The sequence below is a fragment of the Enterococcus sp. S183_ASV_20 genome, from assembly GCF_018919685.1.
Lineage (GTDB): Bacteria > Bacillota > Bacilli > Lactobacillales > Enterococcaceae > Enterococcus > Enterococcus faecalis.
In genome coordinates, this window is sequence record NZ_JAHLRI010000001.1 from 1 (window position 1) to 18,555 (window position 18,555).

Below are 18,555 nucleotides of genomic sequence, written 5' to 3' on the forward strand. Positions count from 1 at the left end.
ACAGCGTAAAGAAAGTCTTGATATAACTGATAGCCTACACGCAAAGCAGGGCTCCCTTTCAGTAAGCGATCCACAATATCGGTCTCTGTTAAATGAGCTTTGAAGCCAGGTCGCCAAAGGCGTCGAGTATAATCAAGCTTGCGTTCATCTTTTTGAAGAAGTTTCCAGTATCTTTTTAATTGCTTACCTAATTGATAGTGTTTTTGTTCTTTGCTTTTTAATAGTTGGTTCGTTTCTTTGATTCGATGATTGCGAAAGGTACGACCAATATGTTGGACGATGTGAAACCGGTCAATAATCAGCTGTGCTTTTGGAAACAGCTTTTTAACGAGCGATACATAAGGAGCGTACATATCAATCACGATCCATTCGACCGCTTCACGAATTTCTCGTGAAAAATGACTAAAATAACGTTTTAAAAAAGGCAGTTGTCGGTTCTCGACAATGTCCAATAAGCGCTGTGTTTGTCCATCCATCATGATGAAACTCATAGCACCTGAAACACCCCGAACTGATTTGAATTCATCAAAACAAAGTACCTTAGGTAACGGTGTCCGAAAAGGATTCAACGGACGATAAAATCGCTTCATAATACGGTAAACAGAAGAGACCGATAGATTTTTCTGAGCGGCGATCTCTGTCATTGAGGTATTTTTTTTCAGACGAGTCACGACAGACCAGCGGACTTTCTCACTGATGAAACAATGTTTTTTCGCAACAGAAGTATCTGCGACAAAGGTCCGCTGACAAGCTTTGCATTTGAAGCGTTGCTTTTTCAATTCGAGGTAGGTACGGTATTCAGAAACATCGTTCATTAACAACCGGACGGTTGTTGTACCCCAACGCACAATATCTGAAGCAATCTGGTGTTTACAGTGGATGCATTCTTGGGCTGTATAAATCAAGTTTCCACGATAAATATGACAGATTTGCCCTTTGTATTTTTCTTTTGTGAGACAATTTTCGTTAAAAGTAACTGATAAGTCTAGAATATCTAATGTTTCTTTGATAAGGTGAGTGTAAGACATCTTGATTCCTCCTTTTGGGTTGGTTCGCCAAATTAATTCTAAAGGATTTCAAGGTGTCTTTTCTATATGTTTTGGAAAATAAAAAAGATGCTGGTGTCATCCACCAACATCAAAAAGTATAGAGCCCTTTTAATTCGTTCAGAAAGTCACTCATTCCTGGCATGTTTCTACTAGCTTTTGTTACTTTGGCTAATTGATCTGCCCCATCAGCAGGTAAGTTTGTCCAAGTCAAATCTTTCTTAATAAAATTAATCGCATCTACACGAAAACCAGCAATTCCTTTGTTTAACCAAAAACGGATCATTTGGTAGATTTCTTTGCGTAGTTCAGGATTTTCCCAATTTAAATCCGGCTGTTTTTTATGAAAGGCATGAAAGTAGTAGGCATCTTCCCCAGGTAATTTTTCCCAAACACTACCACCGAAGTTAGACCGCCAATTTGTAGGTACTTCTCGTCCTTCTTTTATAATATAAAAGTCTCGAAAACGACTTTGAGGATTTTTTAAAACATCTTGAAACCAAGCATGTTCATCAGATGTATGGTTTACCACTAAATCTAAAATAACTTTTATGTTTCGTTTTTTTGCTTCTTCAATGAGTTCATCGAAGTCTGCCATTGTACCAAAATCGCTAGAAATACCATAATAGTCTGAAATATCATATCCATTGTCAGCCATTGGCGACGGGTACATTGGACTCAGCCAAATCAGCGTAATTCCTAAATTTTCTAAGTAATCCATTTTTTGAATAATGCCTTGTAAATCACCAATTCCGTCATTATTACTATCCGAAAAGCTACGTGGATAAATTTGATAGGCCACTTCTTTTTGCCACCAATTTCTGTTCATTCTGGTTCTCCTCACTCTTAAACTAGTCCTGTTAATTTTTTCTGTAACCGTTTTTACATTTTGTATGATACTCGTTTTTGCGTAATATGTCAAACGTTTATCATAAATAAATGTAAATTATAATATTCTTTTGATTTAAATAGATTTATATATGTTATACGTTTGACTTTTTTCTGATTTGTTTATACTATTAGACTAACTACTATTTTCTAATAAAGGAGACATTACTTATGTCAAGCATCATGAACCAATGGACGGATGAATTACGTTATGCGCCTTATTCTTCTTGGACATCTGCTCACCTCGAAAATCTAACTTCTATTATCGCGCAATCTAGTTGGCGTTTTAAGTATCATATTCAACCACAGACAGGACTACTAAATGATCCCAACGGTTTTTCGTATTTCAATAACCAGTGGCATTTATTTTATCAAGCGTTTCCTTTCGGGAGTGTTCACGGACTAAAAAGTTGGGCCCACTTAACTTCCTCCGACTTAATTCACTGGGATTATGAAGGAATTGCCCTTTATCCCGACTCTGAATATGATTCTCATGGCGTCTATTCAGGCTCAGCTTTACCAATAGATAACCAACTATGTTTATTTTATACAGGAAATGTTCGTGATCAAGCTTGGCAACGATTTGCATATCAAAATATTGCATGGCTGAATTCTTTAGGTGCGATCACAAAGGAATCAACACCATTCCTACCTATTGACCCCAATTATTCTTCCCATTTTCGTGATCCGATGGTATTTCCTTATCAAGAAGGACTTGTTTTATTAATTGGTGCTAGTGATTTAAATGGACAAGGAAAAATTGTGGTCTATTTTTCTAAAGATCGAAACGTACACAATTTTCATCAACTTGGCGAATTGACGTTCACCGACCAAGAATTAGGCTACATGGTTGAATGCCCCAATTTGGTATTTATTGATGGCCAGCCTGTCTTATTATTTTGCCCACAAGGTCTATCTCCATCTGTAAAAAGTTATCAGAATATCTATCCGAATATGTACACATTGGCCGAAACGTTTGATTTGGAGAATCTTTCTTTAGTTCAGGCTGGGCCTTTTGAAAATTTAGATGAAGGATTTGATGTCTACGCCACTCAAGCCTTTAATGCGCCAGATGGTCGTGCACTTGCGGTCAGTTGGATTGGGTTGCCAGAAATCACTTACCCAAGTGATGTGGAGGGTTGGGCAAATGGCTTAAGTCTGGTTAAAGAACTCACAATTCACAACGGGAAACTATTTCAATATCCAGTTTCTGAAACAGAAATGCTTCGTCAATCCGCTACTACTTTATCAAATGGCTGCCATTTCTTATCTACTGCTTCTTTTGAATTAGAAGTGGATATTCCCAAAAATGAGATTGCTTTTATTCGGCTTTTAGCGAACGAAACGGGTTCAAAAGGACTTTTAATTACAATTGATACGATTCATGGTAAAATAACCCTTGATCGAACATTTGCTGGCCAATCTTTTGCTGAAAAGTATGGCACAATTCGTGAAACTAAAATTAGGAAAAATAAGTCAGTTCAGTTAACTATTTTTGTTGATTGCTCTGTTGCAGAAATCTATGTAAATAAAGGTGAAAAAACGATGACTGGTCGCTTCTTTCCAGATAAAGCGCAACGGTATCTTCATCTATCCAAGACGGCAAAAGCTTGTTTTTATGAGCTGGAAAATACGAATAATTAGGAATGATGGTGAATTTTGATGGTGGTTAAATTAACGGATGTAGCAAAGCTTGCTGGGGTGAGCCCGACAACGGTGAGCCGCGTGATTAATAATTATGGTTATCTTAGTCAAAAAACAATTGATAAAGTTCATCAAGCGATGGAAGAATTAAATTATCAACCTAATGGATTAGCCAGAAGCCTCCAAGGAAAAAGTACGCAGCTGATTGGTTTAGTCTTCCCTTCTGTTAGTCATCCATTTTTTGGTGAATTAATTGAAACACTGGAAAGAAAGCTCTTTGTTCAAGGATATAAAGTGATTTTATGTGATAGTGAAAAAGATCCAGAAAAAGAGCGCGCCTATTTACGAATGCTCGCTGCAAATAAAGTGGACGGTGTAATCACTGGTAGCCATAACTTAGCTATTAACGAATATGAAAATGTTTCACTACCTATTGTTTCCTTTGACCGTTTCTTGGCACCTGGCATTCCAATTGTCTCTTCGCAAAACTTTCAAGGTGGCCAAAAAGCCACTGAAGCCTTATTTGCAAGTGGTGCACAAAAGATTGCAATTATTACTGGTGCTAATAACACAGGCGCACCTAGCGATTATCGATTGGCTGGTTATAAACAAACGATGGAAAAATATGGCGCAGAAAAAACGATTCTACAAATTGATAATGGAACCTCTACAACATTAAAAAATCTAGAAATCGAACGTTTGCTTCAAAATAAAACTGTAGACGGCATCTTTTGTACAGATGATTTGACAGCAATTACAGTTATGAATATTGCTCAAAAATTGAAGATATCCATTCCTGAAGAATTAAAAGTAATTGGTTATGATGGGACAAAATTAATCAAAAGAATTGCCCCACAACTATCAACTATTGTGCAGCCAATCGACGAGATGTGTGACGTTATGATTGACTTACTGCTTCGTAGAATGAAGGATCCTGATGTTGCACTCGAGGAAAATTATCCTATTCCGATTCAGCTATCATTGTCTGAATCCTGTTAAAAAAGACACCTTTTCAGGTGTCTTTTTTTATTCTTAATTCCTCATTTGCCTATTTTCCCTTAATTCCAAAGCACAGAGATTAAATAATACAACAACATGATCCCTACAAATACACCGAGCATTAGTAAAACATACCATCAATTTTTGGCGCTATAGGTTTCATTTTTATTTTTTTCGGTTCGTTTCCCGGCAGCCCATTTCCATAAATCGTAATTATTCATCTCTCTCACCACCTTTAATGGGTTTATTAACTTAAGCCTAACACGGAATGAGAGAACTTGAAAACAAAAGGATCACCCGCTTATGCAATGGATGATCCTTTTTTGGGCACTATTCTTCTGATAACCCATTATTTTTAATAACTGATTGGTACCAATAAAAACTATCTTTTTTAATGCGTCGTAAATCTTTTAACTCATGGTCTTCACGATTGACGTAAATAAAACCGTAGCGTTTTTTGAATCCTTGATGAGAACTTAAAATATCCATGACCGACCAAGGGCAATAGCCAAACAACTCAACACCGTCAGAAATAGCCGCATGACAAGCAGCAATATGATCATGCAAATACGCAATTCGATAATCATCATGAATTTTTCCGTCCTCTGTTAGGTGATCTGGTGTGCCTAAGCCGTTTTCTGTAATGATTAACGGCAAACGGTATTGACGATAATAATCATTTAAAACTAAACGTAGACCAGTTGGATCAATTTGGGCACCATACTTAGAGGTTTTTAAATGTTGATTTTTTTCGATTTTAAAATAACCGTATAGATCAAAATCAATGTCCTTTTCTTTCGTACCCAATGGGTGTTGCTCATCTGTCGGTAAATAGCTAGCAACTAACGTCCGATAATAATTAAGGGCGATAAAATCTGGTTTAGCAGCTTTCAAAATTGCTTGATCTTCTGGCTGTGTTTCGGGATAAATGTCGCATTTGGTCAAATACTCTTGATAGTAACCAGGGTATTCGCCAAAACAATACATTTCTAGAGCGTAATTCGTTTTAAAGTTATCATTCATACGAGCTGCCCAAACATCTTCAGGCTTATTGGAACTAGGATAAGTCATCGTTGAGGAAACAGAGGGACCGACTTTTCCCCCAGCGACCAATTGGTGACAATCATTCGTCGCTAGCGCATGGGCAACAAACATATGGTAATCCATTTGTGCACGAATTTTTTCAGTATTTTCTGGTACAACATCGTACATATTCATTCGTTCATCGACACGAATCATTAAGTTTTGTTCGTTCGTAACTTGCCAATTTTTGACTCGATCACCAAACGCTTGATAACAGACTTGCGCATAGCGTTGAAATGCAGAAACGCAGCGACGATCCGCCCAACCATTGTAATTTTCCACCAACGCAAAAGGTAAATCAAAATGATAAAGTGTGACAAACGGCAAAATATCGTTTTCTAAAAGTGTATCAATGACAGCATTATAAAAATCGATGCCGGCTTGATTGATTTCGCCATCACCTGTTGGAATGATTCGTGCCCATGAAAGAGAAAAACGATAGGTTTTTAAGCCTAATTCTTTCATTAACGCAATGTCCTCTTTGAAACGATGGTAAAAATCGCTGGCGACTTTCGTATCTGCTTGTACAGCTGACTTTTTAAAAGAATTGTAATCAGCGACTGTTAGGCCTTTGCCGTCCTCATTCCAAGCGCCCTCAATTTGAAAAGCGGAGGAAGAAGCGCCCCATAAAAAATCGTTCTTAAATTGTTTAACCATTAGTTTTGCTCCTTTACTTGCATGAAAAATAAATTTGTTTGTGGTGTAATCTCTGTTTGTTTGGTTGTCTCAATTACAGCCATTTCCGCAGTATTTGTTACGATGACTAAGACGGTTGGATCATAACCAGCAGCTTGGATGATTTGTTTATCAAAAGAGAGCAGCTTTTGTCCTAGCCTGACTCTTTCTCCTACTTTTACGAACGTTTCAAATGCCCGCCCTTTTAATTCGACGGTATTGATTCCAATGTGAAGGAGGATTTCAGCACCATTGTCTAACTTTAAGCCAATTGCATGATGAGTTGGATATAAAGCCGTCACTTGCCCATTTCCTGGTGAAACAATTTGTTCCTCTGTCGGATAAATAGCTAGCGTTTTTCCCATTTGTTGAGAAGCAAAGACTTCATCGTTGATTTGGTCTAAAGATACGAGTTGTCCTTGAACAGGTGCTTGAATCGGTTGTTTTTCTTTGACTGTCCCTGCCTCTGTCTTGAAGCCGGGTTCTTGACGTGACTCGTCAAGCGGTAAATCATTAAAGCCTAGAAAAATCGTTAATAGAAATGCACCAAAAAAAGCAATACCACAACCTAATAAATAACAAATAAAGGCTTTGGTTCCTGCTTCTGCGTAAACTGGGATGGTCAAGAGTCCTTGGTTAGCGAAGGCTGTCCCGTAGGAACCGCCCCAGCCCATTAAGGCCCCGCCTGCTGCTCCGCTAGCCAGCCACCGCATAAATCATCGGTTTTTTTAGCCGCAAGTTTGCACCATAAATGGCTGGTTCTGTGATACCAAATAATGCAGTCACTGTTGCAGAGGCAGCAACAGCTTTCAAGTCTTTATTTTTTGTGCGGACAAACACGCCAAATGCGGCGCCCGCTTGAGAAAAGTTTGCTGCACCAGCAAACGCTAGCAAATTTTGCCGTCCTGTTCGAGCGACATCATTAATCCCAATTGGCACAAGCCCACGGTGAGCCCCAAAAATGACTAAGACACACCAAATTCCCCCGATAAAACCGCCTAACAAGATGGGACTCAAATTCATTATATAATAATACAACCAATTCACGCCGTCACCTAAATAAATCCCTATCGGTCCAAATAATAATAAAGTGGCTGGAATCATTAAAAGTAATGACAGCGTAGGAACCATAATAATTTTTAGAACTTCTAGAATGACTTTTTCCAAAAAGCGTTGCACATAAGCTAACATAAAAATTGCAAGAATAATAGGAATTACTGTGGAAACATAATTGGCTTTGGTCACATGTAATCCAAACAAGGTAACCGCTGATTCTTCAGTCATTAATGAAACGATGGTTGGATAACATAAGGTGGCACCAATTACCATGGCGATATATTCGTTTGTTTTGAAAACCTTAGCAGCTGAATAACCTAAAATAACTGGCATAAAATAAAAAAGTGCATCGGAAGCGGCGCTTAAAATAATATACGTATTCAAAGGTTTTAAATCGACCTGGTAAAAATTGTTTGCGACCATCACAGCAATAGCTAGAATTCCTTTTAACATGCCTGAAGCGGCAATTGCTGGTACGACAGGTGTGAAAATCGCCGCAACAGTATTTAAAATTCGATTACCTAATGAATTTTTTTCTTTTGTAGATGTTTTGGTCGTAAGTTGCTGAGCCAACAAAGGTTCTAGAGCATTATAGACATGCGCGACTTTATTGCCTAAAACCACTTGATACTGCCCGCCGCTTTCAACAACAGAAATGACACCTTCTGTTTGTAGTAAGGCTTCTTTGTTCGCTTGTTTCGTATCTTTCAATACGAAACGCAATCGTGTATAACAATGTGTGACATCCACGATATTGTCTTTGCCACCTACGTCTTTCAAAATTTCTTTTGCTATTGCTTGGTAGTCCATGGTGACCACTCCTTATCTATAAAATAACAGCTCAATAAAAAAGACCAAATCACACATGCACGTTTCAGCAAACACACTCAATATTTGCTCGTCGTGAATGTCCCTTTGATCTGATCTACGTAATAACTATGTTTCTCACGATAGAATAGCTGATTGAATTTATTTTTAATTTACCATTATTTAGAGGGATTATCAATGAATTAGGTAGAGCAACTCAGTGTTTTGTTACTAAAATCAGCAGTGAAAATAGTAGTTTACTACATTCACTGCTGATTTATTTGATTACAAGACTGGGGACAACAAGCGTGAAAAGTTTTGCTTGAATCGTAGCCAGTACCCTTGTTTTTTAATTATCTCGTCGGTTAGTAAGACACTTTTTTCTATATCTTCTTCAAAGACTTGCGCTAACATCCACGCAATGTCGGGATTGTAAATAAACGTACTTACCTCAAAATTCAATGAATAACTGCGAATATCTTGGTTTGTTGTCCCAACCATAGCTAATTCATCATCAATCACCATTGTTTTTGCATGAATAAACCCACTATCATAAATATAAATTTTAATGCCGCGTTTGTGTAAGTAATTTGCGTAATATTGTGTCGCGCGGTAAATAAAGGGATGGTCAGGCATACAAGGAATCATAATTCGCACGTCGACACCTGAACGAACCGCCACTAACAACGCATTAATCATACTATCATCAGGGATTAAATACGGTGTTTGAATCCAGACACTCTTTTCTGCAGAGAAAATCATCCGAACAAACCCGCTTTTCAAAATTTCTTCTTCTGAATCAGGACCATCTGAAACAACTTGTAAGGACAAATGCTCCACTTCATGATCTTCTGGTAATTTAAAATATTTTTCATGATACGTCATACGTTCTTCAGGATATTTGACTGAAGCATTCCAATCCATGATAAATATCTCTTGCAATGAAAATACGGCCGTCCCGACCAAACGAATATGGGTATCTCGCCAGTAACCAAATTTTTCGGTGACATTCAAATATTGATCCCCAACATTGAACCCGCCGGTCCAGCCAATTTTCCCATCGATGACAACAATTTTTCGATGCAAGTGATAATTTAGACGTGTTTTACGGATCATATCGCGAGAAGTAATAAAGGGAGCTACTTTTCCTCCAGCGTCAACGTAACGAGCAAAAAACTTTTTATTTGCGCCGGGTGAACCCCAAGGATCGTAAATTAAGTAAACTTCCACGCCTTCATGCAACTTTTCGATTAATACATCTAAAAATTGATTGCCAATCGTGTCATTAAAAAACGCATAATATTCCACATGAACGGTTTCTTTCGCTGCACGAATATCTTCAAATAATGCTTGGAATTTTTCTTGGCCATCTGTGAATAATTGCAAACTATTTCTTTTGGCCAACGGTGATGCGTCCATATTCCGGAAATAACGATTTAAAACTTTCGCATCATAAAGTAAATCATAACGTTTATCGCGCCCTGCTTTTTTGTTATCAATGTCCACTTTTTCTTTAATTCGTTGAACCATTTGTTTTTCATCATCAGACAATTTAAAAACTTCTTGTCCATCGATACCTCGCCCACAGAATAAGTAAATAATAAAGCCGATACCAGGCAAGAAAATCAACGTCATCATCCATGCCAAAACGCTGGAAATACTACGAGGTTTTCTAAAAACAGTAATTAAGGCAGCAATAACGTTAATTACTAATAAAAATAACAAAATCCAAACAAAAATTTTCATCGCTTACCTCCTTCTTACTTCATACTAAGATTATATCAAATAACAGTTAAATTAGGCGAATAATATGAGCGAGTATTCAAAAAAGAATTCATTTCTATAAGTGTTTCACCTTTGATTCTCAGTTTTTCTGTACTATAATGAGGGCTGGATGTAAAGATTTTGAAAAGAGGTACTTATTTTATGGTCGTTGATTTGAAAATGTTAGCTATGATTTTTATCATTAATTTTGCGTATATTACCTTAAATACTATTCGTTTTATGTTAACGATGAAAGGTTATCGGGTTATTGCACCGCTGGTTAGTATGGCTGAAATAACAATTTATGTCTTAGGGCTGAGTATGGTTCTGAATCGGTTAGACAATCCTTTAAATTTACTTGTTTATGCGCTTGGTTACGCTGTTGGCATTAGTGTAGGAATTAAAATCGAAGACTATTTAGCCTTGGGTTATATTATGGTATCGGTTATCCTCCCTTCTACTACTGAACAATTTCATTTACCAGAAACACTTCGTGAACACGGCTATGGTGTTACGCAAAGTGTCGCCTACGGACGCGAAGGAGAACGAATGGTTTTAGAAATTCTTTCCCCAAGAAAAAACGAACGTACATTGTACAAATTAATCAATCAATTAGAGCCGAGAGCATTTATCATTTCCTATGAGCCTAAGTTCATTTCCGGTGGTTTTTGGACGAAAAAAGTTCGCAAAAGAAATGACGCCATTTCTCACTAAGAAGCGGCGTCATTTCTTGTTATTGATTTTTAGTTTACATAATAAAATTATCGTAACTTTAATTTATTCTAAGATAACTTAGAGAGTTCGTACCTAGTTGCTCAATCAATTGTTGCATAAAAACTAAGCGTTCGATGGCCGATCGGTTAGCAATTTTTTCATAATAAAATGCTAGAATATCCGACTGTGCTTCTAAAGGCTCGGCTTGTTCCGTTGCTACTGGTAAAAGGAGTTTTAAGTGGTCCTGGTCAATCGTAATCACTTGGGTCAAGTGCAAACTTTCTTGAAAAATATTAGGCACAGTACTGACTTTGCGGCCTCGCAGAGCTTGTTTAATGACTCTTCTCGCTTGCGAAAGATAGTATTCAGGATTTACGTCCCCTAGCAAGTCATATAAAGCGCTGAAGGCTTCTGGCAAGGATTGCTCTTTGCCCAAGTAATCAAAATAACGAGGCATTGTTGGAACCTCTGTCTTTTCTTTTTCAAGCGTAATTATAGATAGTTGTGCCGACGCCAATCTTTGTTTTTGATAAAATGAGAGGCCACCGCTCACGCCAAAAAAATAGTCTTCCTCTTCTGGAAACACTTGTGGCCAAAAAGATTCAGCTAGCCAAAATAATTGCTCTGTTACAGTTCCTTTAAACTTAGGAAGTTCGTCTTCAGCCAAGGTCAAACTCGCAACTTCAGCTGCCGTATAAATAGGAAAATTCAAACGATATTGACGATTTTCCCGAATGATTAACTGACAATCAATCATTTCTGATAAAAATTGTTCTAACTTGGCTTCTGTTGCAAAGGCCGCTTTTAATTGTCTTAAAATGATTCTTTCTTCCCGATGTTCATACATAAAAGTAACAAGAGGGAAAAAAAGTGATTGGTTGAGCAAATGATTGTATTGTTTCGTTTGTTGCGGAGAATGATAGTAAATTGCTAAATCATTCATGTTAACGCCCCTTTACTATTGAAGCGCCTAAGCAACAAGGAATTTATCGCGTTGCTTAGGCGCTTACGGTTTTAGTTAAAGACTTCTGTTAATTGTGGTACTACTTGTTTTTTACGAGAAACAACGCCTGGTAAGAACGCACGATTGTTAACTAATGTTACATTGAACGCTGCTTCAATTTTGGCTTGTTCCGCACCAATCGCTAATAATTCAGAATCACTGTCTAGGATATTCGTAATAATTAAGACAAACAAGTCATAATTATTGGCTGCATTTTCTGCGGCCATAGCTGCTTCTAATTCAGCTTGACGATCTAAAACTTCTGCTAAATCGACGGTATTTACTTGAGCAACGCGAACTGTTTTGCCATTCATTGGGAAGCTCTTAGCATCTAAATCTAAAAGGACTTCAGCTGATTTATCGCTTAAATTTGTTCCTGCTTTTAATAAGTCAAGACCATAGCCTTCTAAATTAATTTCAGCAATATCAGCTAGGGCGTGCGCTGCATCGATGTCTTCTTGTGTGCAAGTTGGTGATTTAAATAATAATGTATCAGAAATAATCGCTGAGACCATCATACCAGCAATTTGAGCTGGAATTGTCACGTTATTTTCTTTAAACATTTTATAGATGATTGTACTGGTACACCCTACTGGTTCTGCACGATAATACAATGGATCTGCTGTTTCGAAGTTGGCAATCCGGTGATGATCCACTACTGCTAAAATGTTTACTTCAGCGATATCTGAAATGCTTTGTTGGAATTCGTTATGATCCACTAACATGACTTGGTTTGTTTCGCTAGCTGCTTCAGTGACAACACGTGGTGCTTCAATATTAAAATAATCTAAGGCATATTGAGTTTCTTCACTTGGTGTTCCTAAAGCGACAGCTTCTGTCTCTTTTCCTAATTCTTTTTGTAAGTAAGCAAAACTAATTGCTGCTCCGATAGCATCTGTATCAGGATTTTGGTGTCCAAAAACTAAAATTTTTGACATAATACACACTCCTTGGTTTTGATTCACTCTTAATGATAACAAAAAATAGAAAAGAAACAACAAAAAAATTGTCTTCTTTTCTATTTTTTCGTTTGTTAACGTGCTAGATAACCTTGATAGTCCTCGACATGTAGTAGTTTTTTCGCATTTTCAACACGATCATTTTTAGGAGGTTCAATTCCTTCTAATGGATAAGGAATACCTAGTTCTTCCCATTTGTACTTGCCCATCGTATGGTAAGGAAGCACTTCAACTTTATCTACATTGTTTAATGTTTTTATGAAGGCATCCAGACGGATTAAATATTCGTCGTAATCACTACGTTGAGGCACCAATACGTGGCGAATCCAAACAGGTTTGTCAATTTCAGATAAATAGGTAGCCATCTCTAAAATATTATCATTTGATTGCGTTGTTAACAGTTTATGTTGCTCGTTATCAATATGTTTGATGTCAAATAAGAGTAAATCTGTATACTTCATCAATTCATCAAATTGACTAATGAAGGGTTCTTCCCGAGTAAAAGGCTTGCCACACGTATCTAAGGTTGTATGAATGCCTTGTGCTTTGGCTTTTTTAAATAAATCGATCAAAAAGTCCATTTGCAATAGCGGCTCACCACCACTGACAGTGATACCACCCTTTTCGCCCCAATAAGAGCGAAAACGTAATGCTTCCTCTAATACTTCGTCAGTCGTCACCACACGACCACCGGAACCAATTTTCCAAGTATCTGGATTATGACAGAATTGACATCTCATGCGACACCCTTGTGTAAATACGATAAAACGGACACCTGGGCCATCAACGGTACCAAAATTTTCTGTTGAATGAATTCTACCTGTAACTGGTGTTGTCATAATGATCCCTCTTCTTTCAAACGAAAAGGATGACACGTTAAATGTCACCCTTTCAGTTAAATAATGTAAATGTTTTTTATAGTCTGTCGTGTGAAGTTCTTGAAATAACGTCTGCTTGTTGTTCAGGAGTTAAGTCACGGAATTTCACGGCATATCCAGATACACGGATAGTTAAGTTTGGATATTTTTCTGGATGTGCTTGTGCATCTAATAATAATTCGTTTGTAAATACGTTTACGTTTAAGTGGTAACCACCTTTATCGAAGTAGCCATCTAATACGTTACGTAAGTTGTTAATTCTTGTGTCGTCGTCTTTACCTAAACCATTAGGGTTGATGGTTTGTGTATTAGAAATACCATCTAAAGCGATTGTATATTCTAAACGAGCTGTTGAGTTTAATGAAGCTAACAAGCCATTTTTCTCACCTAAGAATTTACCGTCTTGATAACTTGGGTTCGCACCTGGTGCAAGAGGTTTGCCGGCACGACGTCCGTCAGGCGTGTTCCCTGTTGCTTTACCATAAACAACGTTTGAAGTGATTGTTAATAATGAAGTCGTTGGTTTAGAGTTACGGTATGTGTGTTGACGTTTAATTTGTGTCATAAAGTAATCTAAAATCCAGTTAGCCATTGCATCGGCTTCTTCGTTATCGTTTCCGTATGTTGGGAATTCTTTTGTTGGTACATAATCAATTGCCATACCATCTTCGTCACGGATTACTTCTACTTCACCGTGTTTAATTGCCATGATACTATCAGTCGCATGAGAGATTCCGGCAATACCAGTTGCGAATGTCCGTTGTAAATCAGTATCCATTAAAGCTAATTGTGGTGCTTCATATGCATATTTATCATGCATGTAATGAATAATGTTTAATGTGTTAACATACAATTCAGCTAACCAGTCTAAGATGTCTTTATAGCGTTCCATGAATTCGTGGTAATCTAATTTGTCACCAGTCATTGGACGATATTTTGGTGCTACTTGCATTTTAGTTTTTTCGTCGACCCCGCCGTTAATTGCATAAAGAACAGCTTTCGCTAAGTTCGCACGAGCGCCGAAGAATTGCATATCTTTACCCATAACTGTTGCAGAAACACAACATGCGATTGCACAGTCGTCAGAGCCCCAGTTTTCACGTAATAAGTCATCGTTTTCAAATTGGATAGATGAGCTTTCTTTCGCGATTTTAGCTGCATATGTTCTGAAACCTTCTGGTAAGTGAGAAGAATACAATACAGTTAAGTTAGGTTCTGGAGATGGTCCCATGTTTGTTAAGGTGTGTAAGATACGGAAGTCATTTTTGGTAACTAATGAACGACCGTCAATACCCATACCAGCAATAGATAATGTTGCCCAAATTGGATAACCAGAGAATAATTGGTTGTATTCTGGTGTACGTGCAAATTTAACCATACGTAATTTCATGATTAAATGGTCAATCATTTCTTGTGCTTCAAATTCAGTGATTAAACCTGCTTCTAAGTCACGTTGGATATAGATATCTAAGAATGCTGAGATACGACCAATTGACATTGCCGCACCATTTTGAGATTTAATGGCACCTAGGTAACCAAAGTATAACCATTGGATTGCTTCTTGCGCATTTGCAGCAGGACGAGAAATATCGAAACCATAAGAAGCAGCCATTTGTTTTAAGTCATTTAACGCACGGTATTGTTCAGAAATTTCTTCACGTAAGCGAATAACATCATCTGTCATTTCTTTGTTACCAGTGTTATCATGATCTTTTTTCTTTTGTTCCATTAAGTAGTCGATACCATATAATGCGATACGACGATAGTCACCGATAATACGGCCACGGCCATAAGCATCTGGAAGACCAGTAATGATTTTGTTTTTACGTGCTAAACGCATTTCAGCTGTGTAGGCATCAAAAACACCTTGGTTATGTGTTTTTCTGTATTCTGTGAAGATTTTTGTCATTTCTTCGTCAGTTTCATAACCATTTGAAACTAAGGCATTGTTCGCCATTTTAATACCACCGAATGGCATAAATGCTTGTTTTAATGGTACATCTGTTTGTAAACCGACAATTTTTTCTTCTTCTTTGATTAAGTAACCAGGTTCATGTGACGTAATAGTTGCTGGGATATCGCTATCCATGTCATAAACGCCATTTTTTTCATGTTGGATTTCAAATAATTCTTGTAGTTTTGTCCATAATTTGTCAGTGCTTGGAGCGATTGGTTCTAAGAAACTGTCGTCGCCTTTGTACTCTGTGTAGTTGTTTTGAATAAAATCACGAGTGTCAACGCTTGTTCTCCATTTGTCGCCTTTAAAGCCTTCCCATTGTTTCATGAAGTGTTTGCCTCCTTAGTTAACTGCTACTTGATTGTATGTAACAGCTTTATGTGATTAGTATAACACATAACCTTTTAGATGCAAGCGTTTTTTTATTATTTATTGCACTTTCTTAATAAATAAATGGGGAGCAAAGATTCTAAATGCTGATATATAAGCATTTATACTTGTGAAAATAAGAACGATTTATAGTTGTTATCACTTGTGAAAAATGTACTTCTGTATTAAAAACAGCAGCCATCTGTATTAATACAGATGGCTGCTGTGGAGATATTTATAACACAGTTTAGTTTGTTTGTTCTTCTTCAATCACTGCAGAATGCATCTCGTGGACTTCCATTACTTGGCCATCTTTTTGTTCATCGATGACAAAGGAACCGTTGGATGTTCGTTCACTGATTGGATAGTTTTTCGACTGAATAACTTCTTGTGTGCCTTTTTGCGTAGTAACTAATAAATCTAAATCGGTACTTTCAGACATAAAGACAACACGATGTGGATTTTTCTTCAATTCCCGCAAGACCATTAGTCCACGTTTTGCTCGTCCTAATTGTGTTAATTCTTGGGCTAACATGCGTTTAACACCGCCACGTTGGGTAACGATGACAATCGGTGTATCCCCTTCAGAATGAACCAGTAAACCATTAACGACATAATCGTCTTCTTTGAGGTTCATTGATTTAACTCCAGCCGCTTTACTACCCACGACTGGTACTTCATATAATGGATAACGTAAGCCAAAACCGCGATTGCTCACGAGGAAAACATCCAATAAGTCTTGATCATTTGTTAAATAAACATTGGTAATTTCATCTTGGTCTGATTTTAATTTCATACAAGATGTCGGGCGGCTCTTATAAGTGCGCCAAGGCTCAAAATCAGCCATTTTGGTTTGTTTAATCATGCCAGCTTTTGTAATGAAAACAAAGGTTTTTGTCGGACTTAACTCTTTATAAGGATATACAGCAATAATCGATTCATCGATAGCAAGATTTAAAATGGTTTGAGAAATATGTTCGCCAATTTCTTTCCAGCGTAAATCTGGCAACTCATGGACGGGGCGATAGATCATATTTCCTTTATTTGTTACTAGTAAAAGATGATCTAATGTATTGACTTCGCCAGCATATAGTAAAAAGTCGCCTTCTTTCATGCCGATTTCTTCTGGTTTTGAAGCTGTATAAGAACGAATACTACTCCGCTTGATATAGCCTTCGTGCGTCACGGTTACGACCACGTCTTCCTGCGCAACTAACACGGCTGTTTCAATCTTGATTTCTTGGATTTCCTCTTCAATTTGAGTTAAGCGCGGATTGCCATATTGCTTTTTAACTTCGCGAAGTTCTTTTTTCATGACTGAGAATAGTTCTTTTTCATTGTTTAAAATGTTCAATAACTCAGCAATTTGTTGTTCTAAAGTTTTCGCTTCTTCTTGTAAATCAGTAATATCTGTATTAGTTAAACGGTATAGCTGTAAAGTAACGATTGCTTCAGCTTGTTCTTCAGTAAACGCATAGTCGGATACTAAGTTCTTCTTCGCATCTTTTTTATCTTTACTGCCACGAATTGTTGCAATCACTTTATCTAAGATAGACAATGCTTTAATTAAACCAGCAACAATGTGCTCACGTTTGCGAGCTTTGTCCAACTCAAATTGACAACGGTTAATGATAACTGATTTGCGGTGCGTAATGTAACTTTCTAAAATCCGTTTTAGTCCCACTTGTTGCGGGGTCATGTTGTCGATGGCTACCATGTTAAAGTTGTAATTGATTTGCAATTCAGTGTTTTTAAATAGATAATTTAAAATACCTTCTGCATTGACATCTTTTTTTAGTTCGACAACAATTTGTAAGCCAGTTCTGTCACTTTCGTCACGAACTTCGGCAATGCCGTCTACTTTTTTATTTAAACGGATTTCATCCATCTTCTTCACTAGCGTTGCTTTGTTGACTTCATAAGGAATTTCAGAAATGACAATTTGTTGCTTGCCGCCTTTTAAGGGCTCAATCTTTGTCTTCGCACGTAAAATTACTTTACCACGGCCGGTTTCGTAGGCTTTTTTAATTTCTGCTTTTCCTTGTAAGATCCCACCTGTTGGAAAATCTGGTCCTGGAATGTATTCCATTAATTTCTCTAAACTTGCATTAGGATGATCAATTAAATACACGGTCCCATCAATAATTTCCGCTAAATTATGTGTAGGAATTTCTGTTGCATAACCTGCTGAAATCCCCGTTGAGCCATTTACCAATAAATTAGGATATTTGGCTGGTAAAACAGTGGGTTCTTTTTCTGTATCGTCAAAATTCCAAACGAAATCGACGGTATTTTTGTCGATATCTTTTAACAACTCACCACTTAACTGTGATAAACGAGCTTCTGTATAACGCATCGCCGCTGGTGGGTCGCCATCCATACTTCCGTTGTTTCCGTGCATTTCAATTAGTACTTCCCGTAATTTCCAGTCTTGACTTAGACGGACCATCGCTTCATAAATACTAATGTCGCCATGGGGATGATAATTCCCCATAATGTTTCCGACAGATTTTGCCGATTTACGAAAGCCTTTATCAAAGGTATTGCCGTCTTTATTCATTGAAAAGAGAATGCGGCGTTGTACTGGTTTTAGCCCATCTCGAATATCTGGTAGGGCCCGTTCTTGAATGATGTATTTGGAATATCTTCCAAAACGATCGCCCATTACTTCTTCAAGGGTTAATTCTTGAACTTCTTGGCGTTTTTCCAAAAT

At 37.5% G+C, this 18,555-nt stretch carries 11 protein-coding genes and 2 pseudogenes; 3 read left to right on the plus strand and 10 right to left on the minus strand.

What is annotated here, in order from left to right; translation table 11 throughout:
- Positions 1-1,028: ISL3-like element IS1251 family transposase (locus KQI94_RS00005; protein WP_216454298.1), on the minus strand; the 1,028-nt coding region annotated here is incomplete at its 3' end.
- A gap of 127 nt (positions 1,029-1,155) precedes the next feature.
- Positions 1,156-1,875 (minus strand): annotated as a pseudogene (locus tag KQI94_RS00010) (alpha-amylase family glycosyl hydrolase); the annotation flags it as partial.
- A 242-nt stretch (positions 1,876-2,117) separates the two neighbouring features.
- Between KQI94_RS00010 and KQI94_RS00015 the strand changes: the two are divergent.
- Positions 2,118-3,578, plus strand: a complete 1,461-nt coding sequence (locus tag KQI94_RS00015) for a sucrose-6-phosphate hydrolase (RefSeq protein WP_002390640.1) — start codon at positions 2,118-2,120, stop codon at positions 3,576-3,578.
- An 18-nt stretch (positions 3,579-3,596) separates the two neighbouring features.
- Positions 3,597-4,577, plus strand: a complete 981-nt coding sequence (locus KQI94_RS00020) for a LacI family DNA-binding transcriptional regulator (RefSeq protein WP_002363973.1) — start codon at positions 3,597-3,599, stop codon at positions 4,575-4,577.
- Positions 4,578-4,907: 330 nt separating this feature from the next.
- On the opposite strand, the gene KQI94_RS00025 is transcribed toward KQI94_RS00020, so the two are convergent.
- From KQI94_RS00025 to cls, 3 genes and pseudogenes are all read right to left on the minus strand, one after another.
- Positions 4,908-6,317, minus strand: coding sequence for a glycoside hydrolase family 1 protein (locus tag KQI94_RS00025; protein WP_002369370.1), 1,410 nt, complete (start codon positions 6,315-6,317; stop codon positions 4,908-4,910).
- Positions 6,317-8,201: pseudogene (locus KQI94_RS00030) on the minus strand (beta-glucoside-specific PTS transporter subunit IIABC). The gene KQI94_RS00025 and the pseudogene KQI94_RS00030 overlap by 1 nt, the downstream one beginning before the upstream one ends.
- Positions 8,202-8,483: 282 nt before the next feature.
- The gene (gene cls / locus KQI94_RS00035) at positions 8,484-9,944 is read right to left on the minus strand and encodes a cardiolipin synthase (RefSeq protein WP_002381891.1); all 1,461 of its coding nucleotides are present in this window, start codon (positions 9,942-9,944) and stop codon (positions 8,484-8,486) included.
- A gap of 180 nt (positions 9,945-10,124) precedes the next feature.
- On the opposite strand from cls, the gene KQI94_RS00040 reads away from it, so the two are divergent.
- Entirely contained in the window at positions 10,125-10,676 is a 552-nt protein-coding gene (locus KQI94_RS00040; RefSeq protein ID WP_002361848.1) for a DUF2179 domain-containing protein, read from the plus strand.
- Between the two features lie 58 nt (positions 10,677-10,734).
- Here the strand turns inward: KQI94_RS00040 and KQI94_RS00045 are convergent, their stop codons facing one another.
- The 5 genes from KQI94_RS00045 to parC form a co-directional block, all read right to left on the minus strand.
- On the minus strand, positions 10,735-11,619 hold the full coding sequence (locus tag KQI94_RS00045; protein WP_002369367.1) for a DUF1803 domain-containing protein: 885 nt from the start codon (positions 11,617-11,619) through the stop codon (positions 10,735-10,737).
- Between the two features lie 71 nt (positions 11,620-11,690).
- A complete protein-coding gene (locus KQI94_RS00050; RefSeq protein WP_002360265.1) occupies positions 11,691-12,617 on the minus strand; it encodes a manganese-dependent inorganic pyrophosphatase in 927 nt (308 codons plus the stop codon).
- 95 nt (positions 12,618-12,712) lie between these two features.
- On the minus strand, positions 12,713-13,477 hold the full coding sequence (gene pflA / locus KQI94_RS00055; RefSeq protein WP_002357530.1) for a pyruvate formate-lyase-activating protein: 765 nt from the start codon (positions 13,475-13,477) through the stop codon (positions 12,713-12,715).
- A 76-nt stretch (positions 13,478-13,553) separates the two neighbouring features.
- On the minus strand, positions 13,554-15,800 hold the full coding sequence (gene pflB / locus KQI94_RS00060) for a formate C-acetyltransferase (protein WP_002357529.1): 2,247 nt from the start codon (positions 15,798-15,800) through the stop codon (positions 13,554-13,556).
- Positions 15,801-16,089: 289 nt separating this feature from the next.
- The gene (parC, locus tag KQI94_RS00065) at positions 16,090-18,552 is read right to left on the minus strand and encodes a DNA topoisomerase IV subunit A (protein ID WP_010706655.1); all 2,463 of its coding nucleotides are present in this window, start codon (positions 18,550-18,552) and stop codon (positions 16,090-16,092) included.
- Positions 18,553-18,555: the final 3 nt, after the last annotated feature.

Bases quoted from the DNA above. Each gene is read 5' to 3' on its own strand.
- KQI94_RS00015 (WP_002390640.1), top strand. From the start codon at position 2,118: ATGAACCAATGGACGGATGAATTACGTTATGCGCCTTATTCTTCTTGG.
- KQI94_RS00020 (WP_002363973.1), top strand. From the start codon at position 3,597: ATGGTGGTTAAATTAACGGATGTAGCAAAGCTTGCTGGGGTGAGCCCG.
- KQI94_RS00025 (WP_002369370.1), bottom strand. From the start codon at position 6,317: ATGGTTAAACAATTTAAGAACGATTTTTTATGGGGCGCTTCTTCCTCC.
- cls (WP_002381891.1), bottom strand. From the start codon at position 9,944: ATGAAAATTTTTGTTTGGATTTTGTTATTTTTATTAGTAATTAACGTT.
- KQI94_RS00040 (WP_002361848.1), top strand. From the start codon at position 10,125: ATGGTCGTTGATTTGAAAATGTTAGCTATGATTTTTATCATTAATTTT.
- KQI94_RS00045 (WP_002369367.1), bottom strand. From the start codon at position 11,619: ATGAATGATTTAGCAATTTACTATCATTCTCCGCAACAAACGAAACAA.
- KQI94_RS00050 (WP_002360265.1), bottom strand. From the start codon at position 12,617: ATGTCAAAAATTTTAGTTTTTGGACACCAAAATCCTGATACAGATGCT.
- pflA (WP_002357530.1), bottom strand. From the start codon at position 13,477: ATGACAACACCAGTTACAGGTAGAATTCATTCAACAGAAAATTTTGGT.
- pflB (WP_002357529.1), bottom strand. From the start codon at position 15,800: ATGAAACAATGGGAAGGCTTTAAAGGCGACAAATGGAGAACAAGCGTT.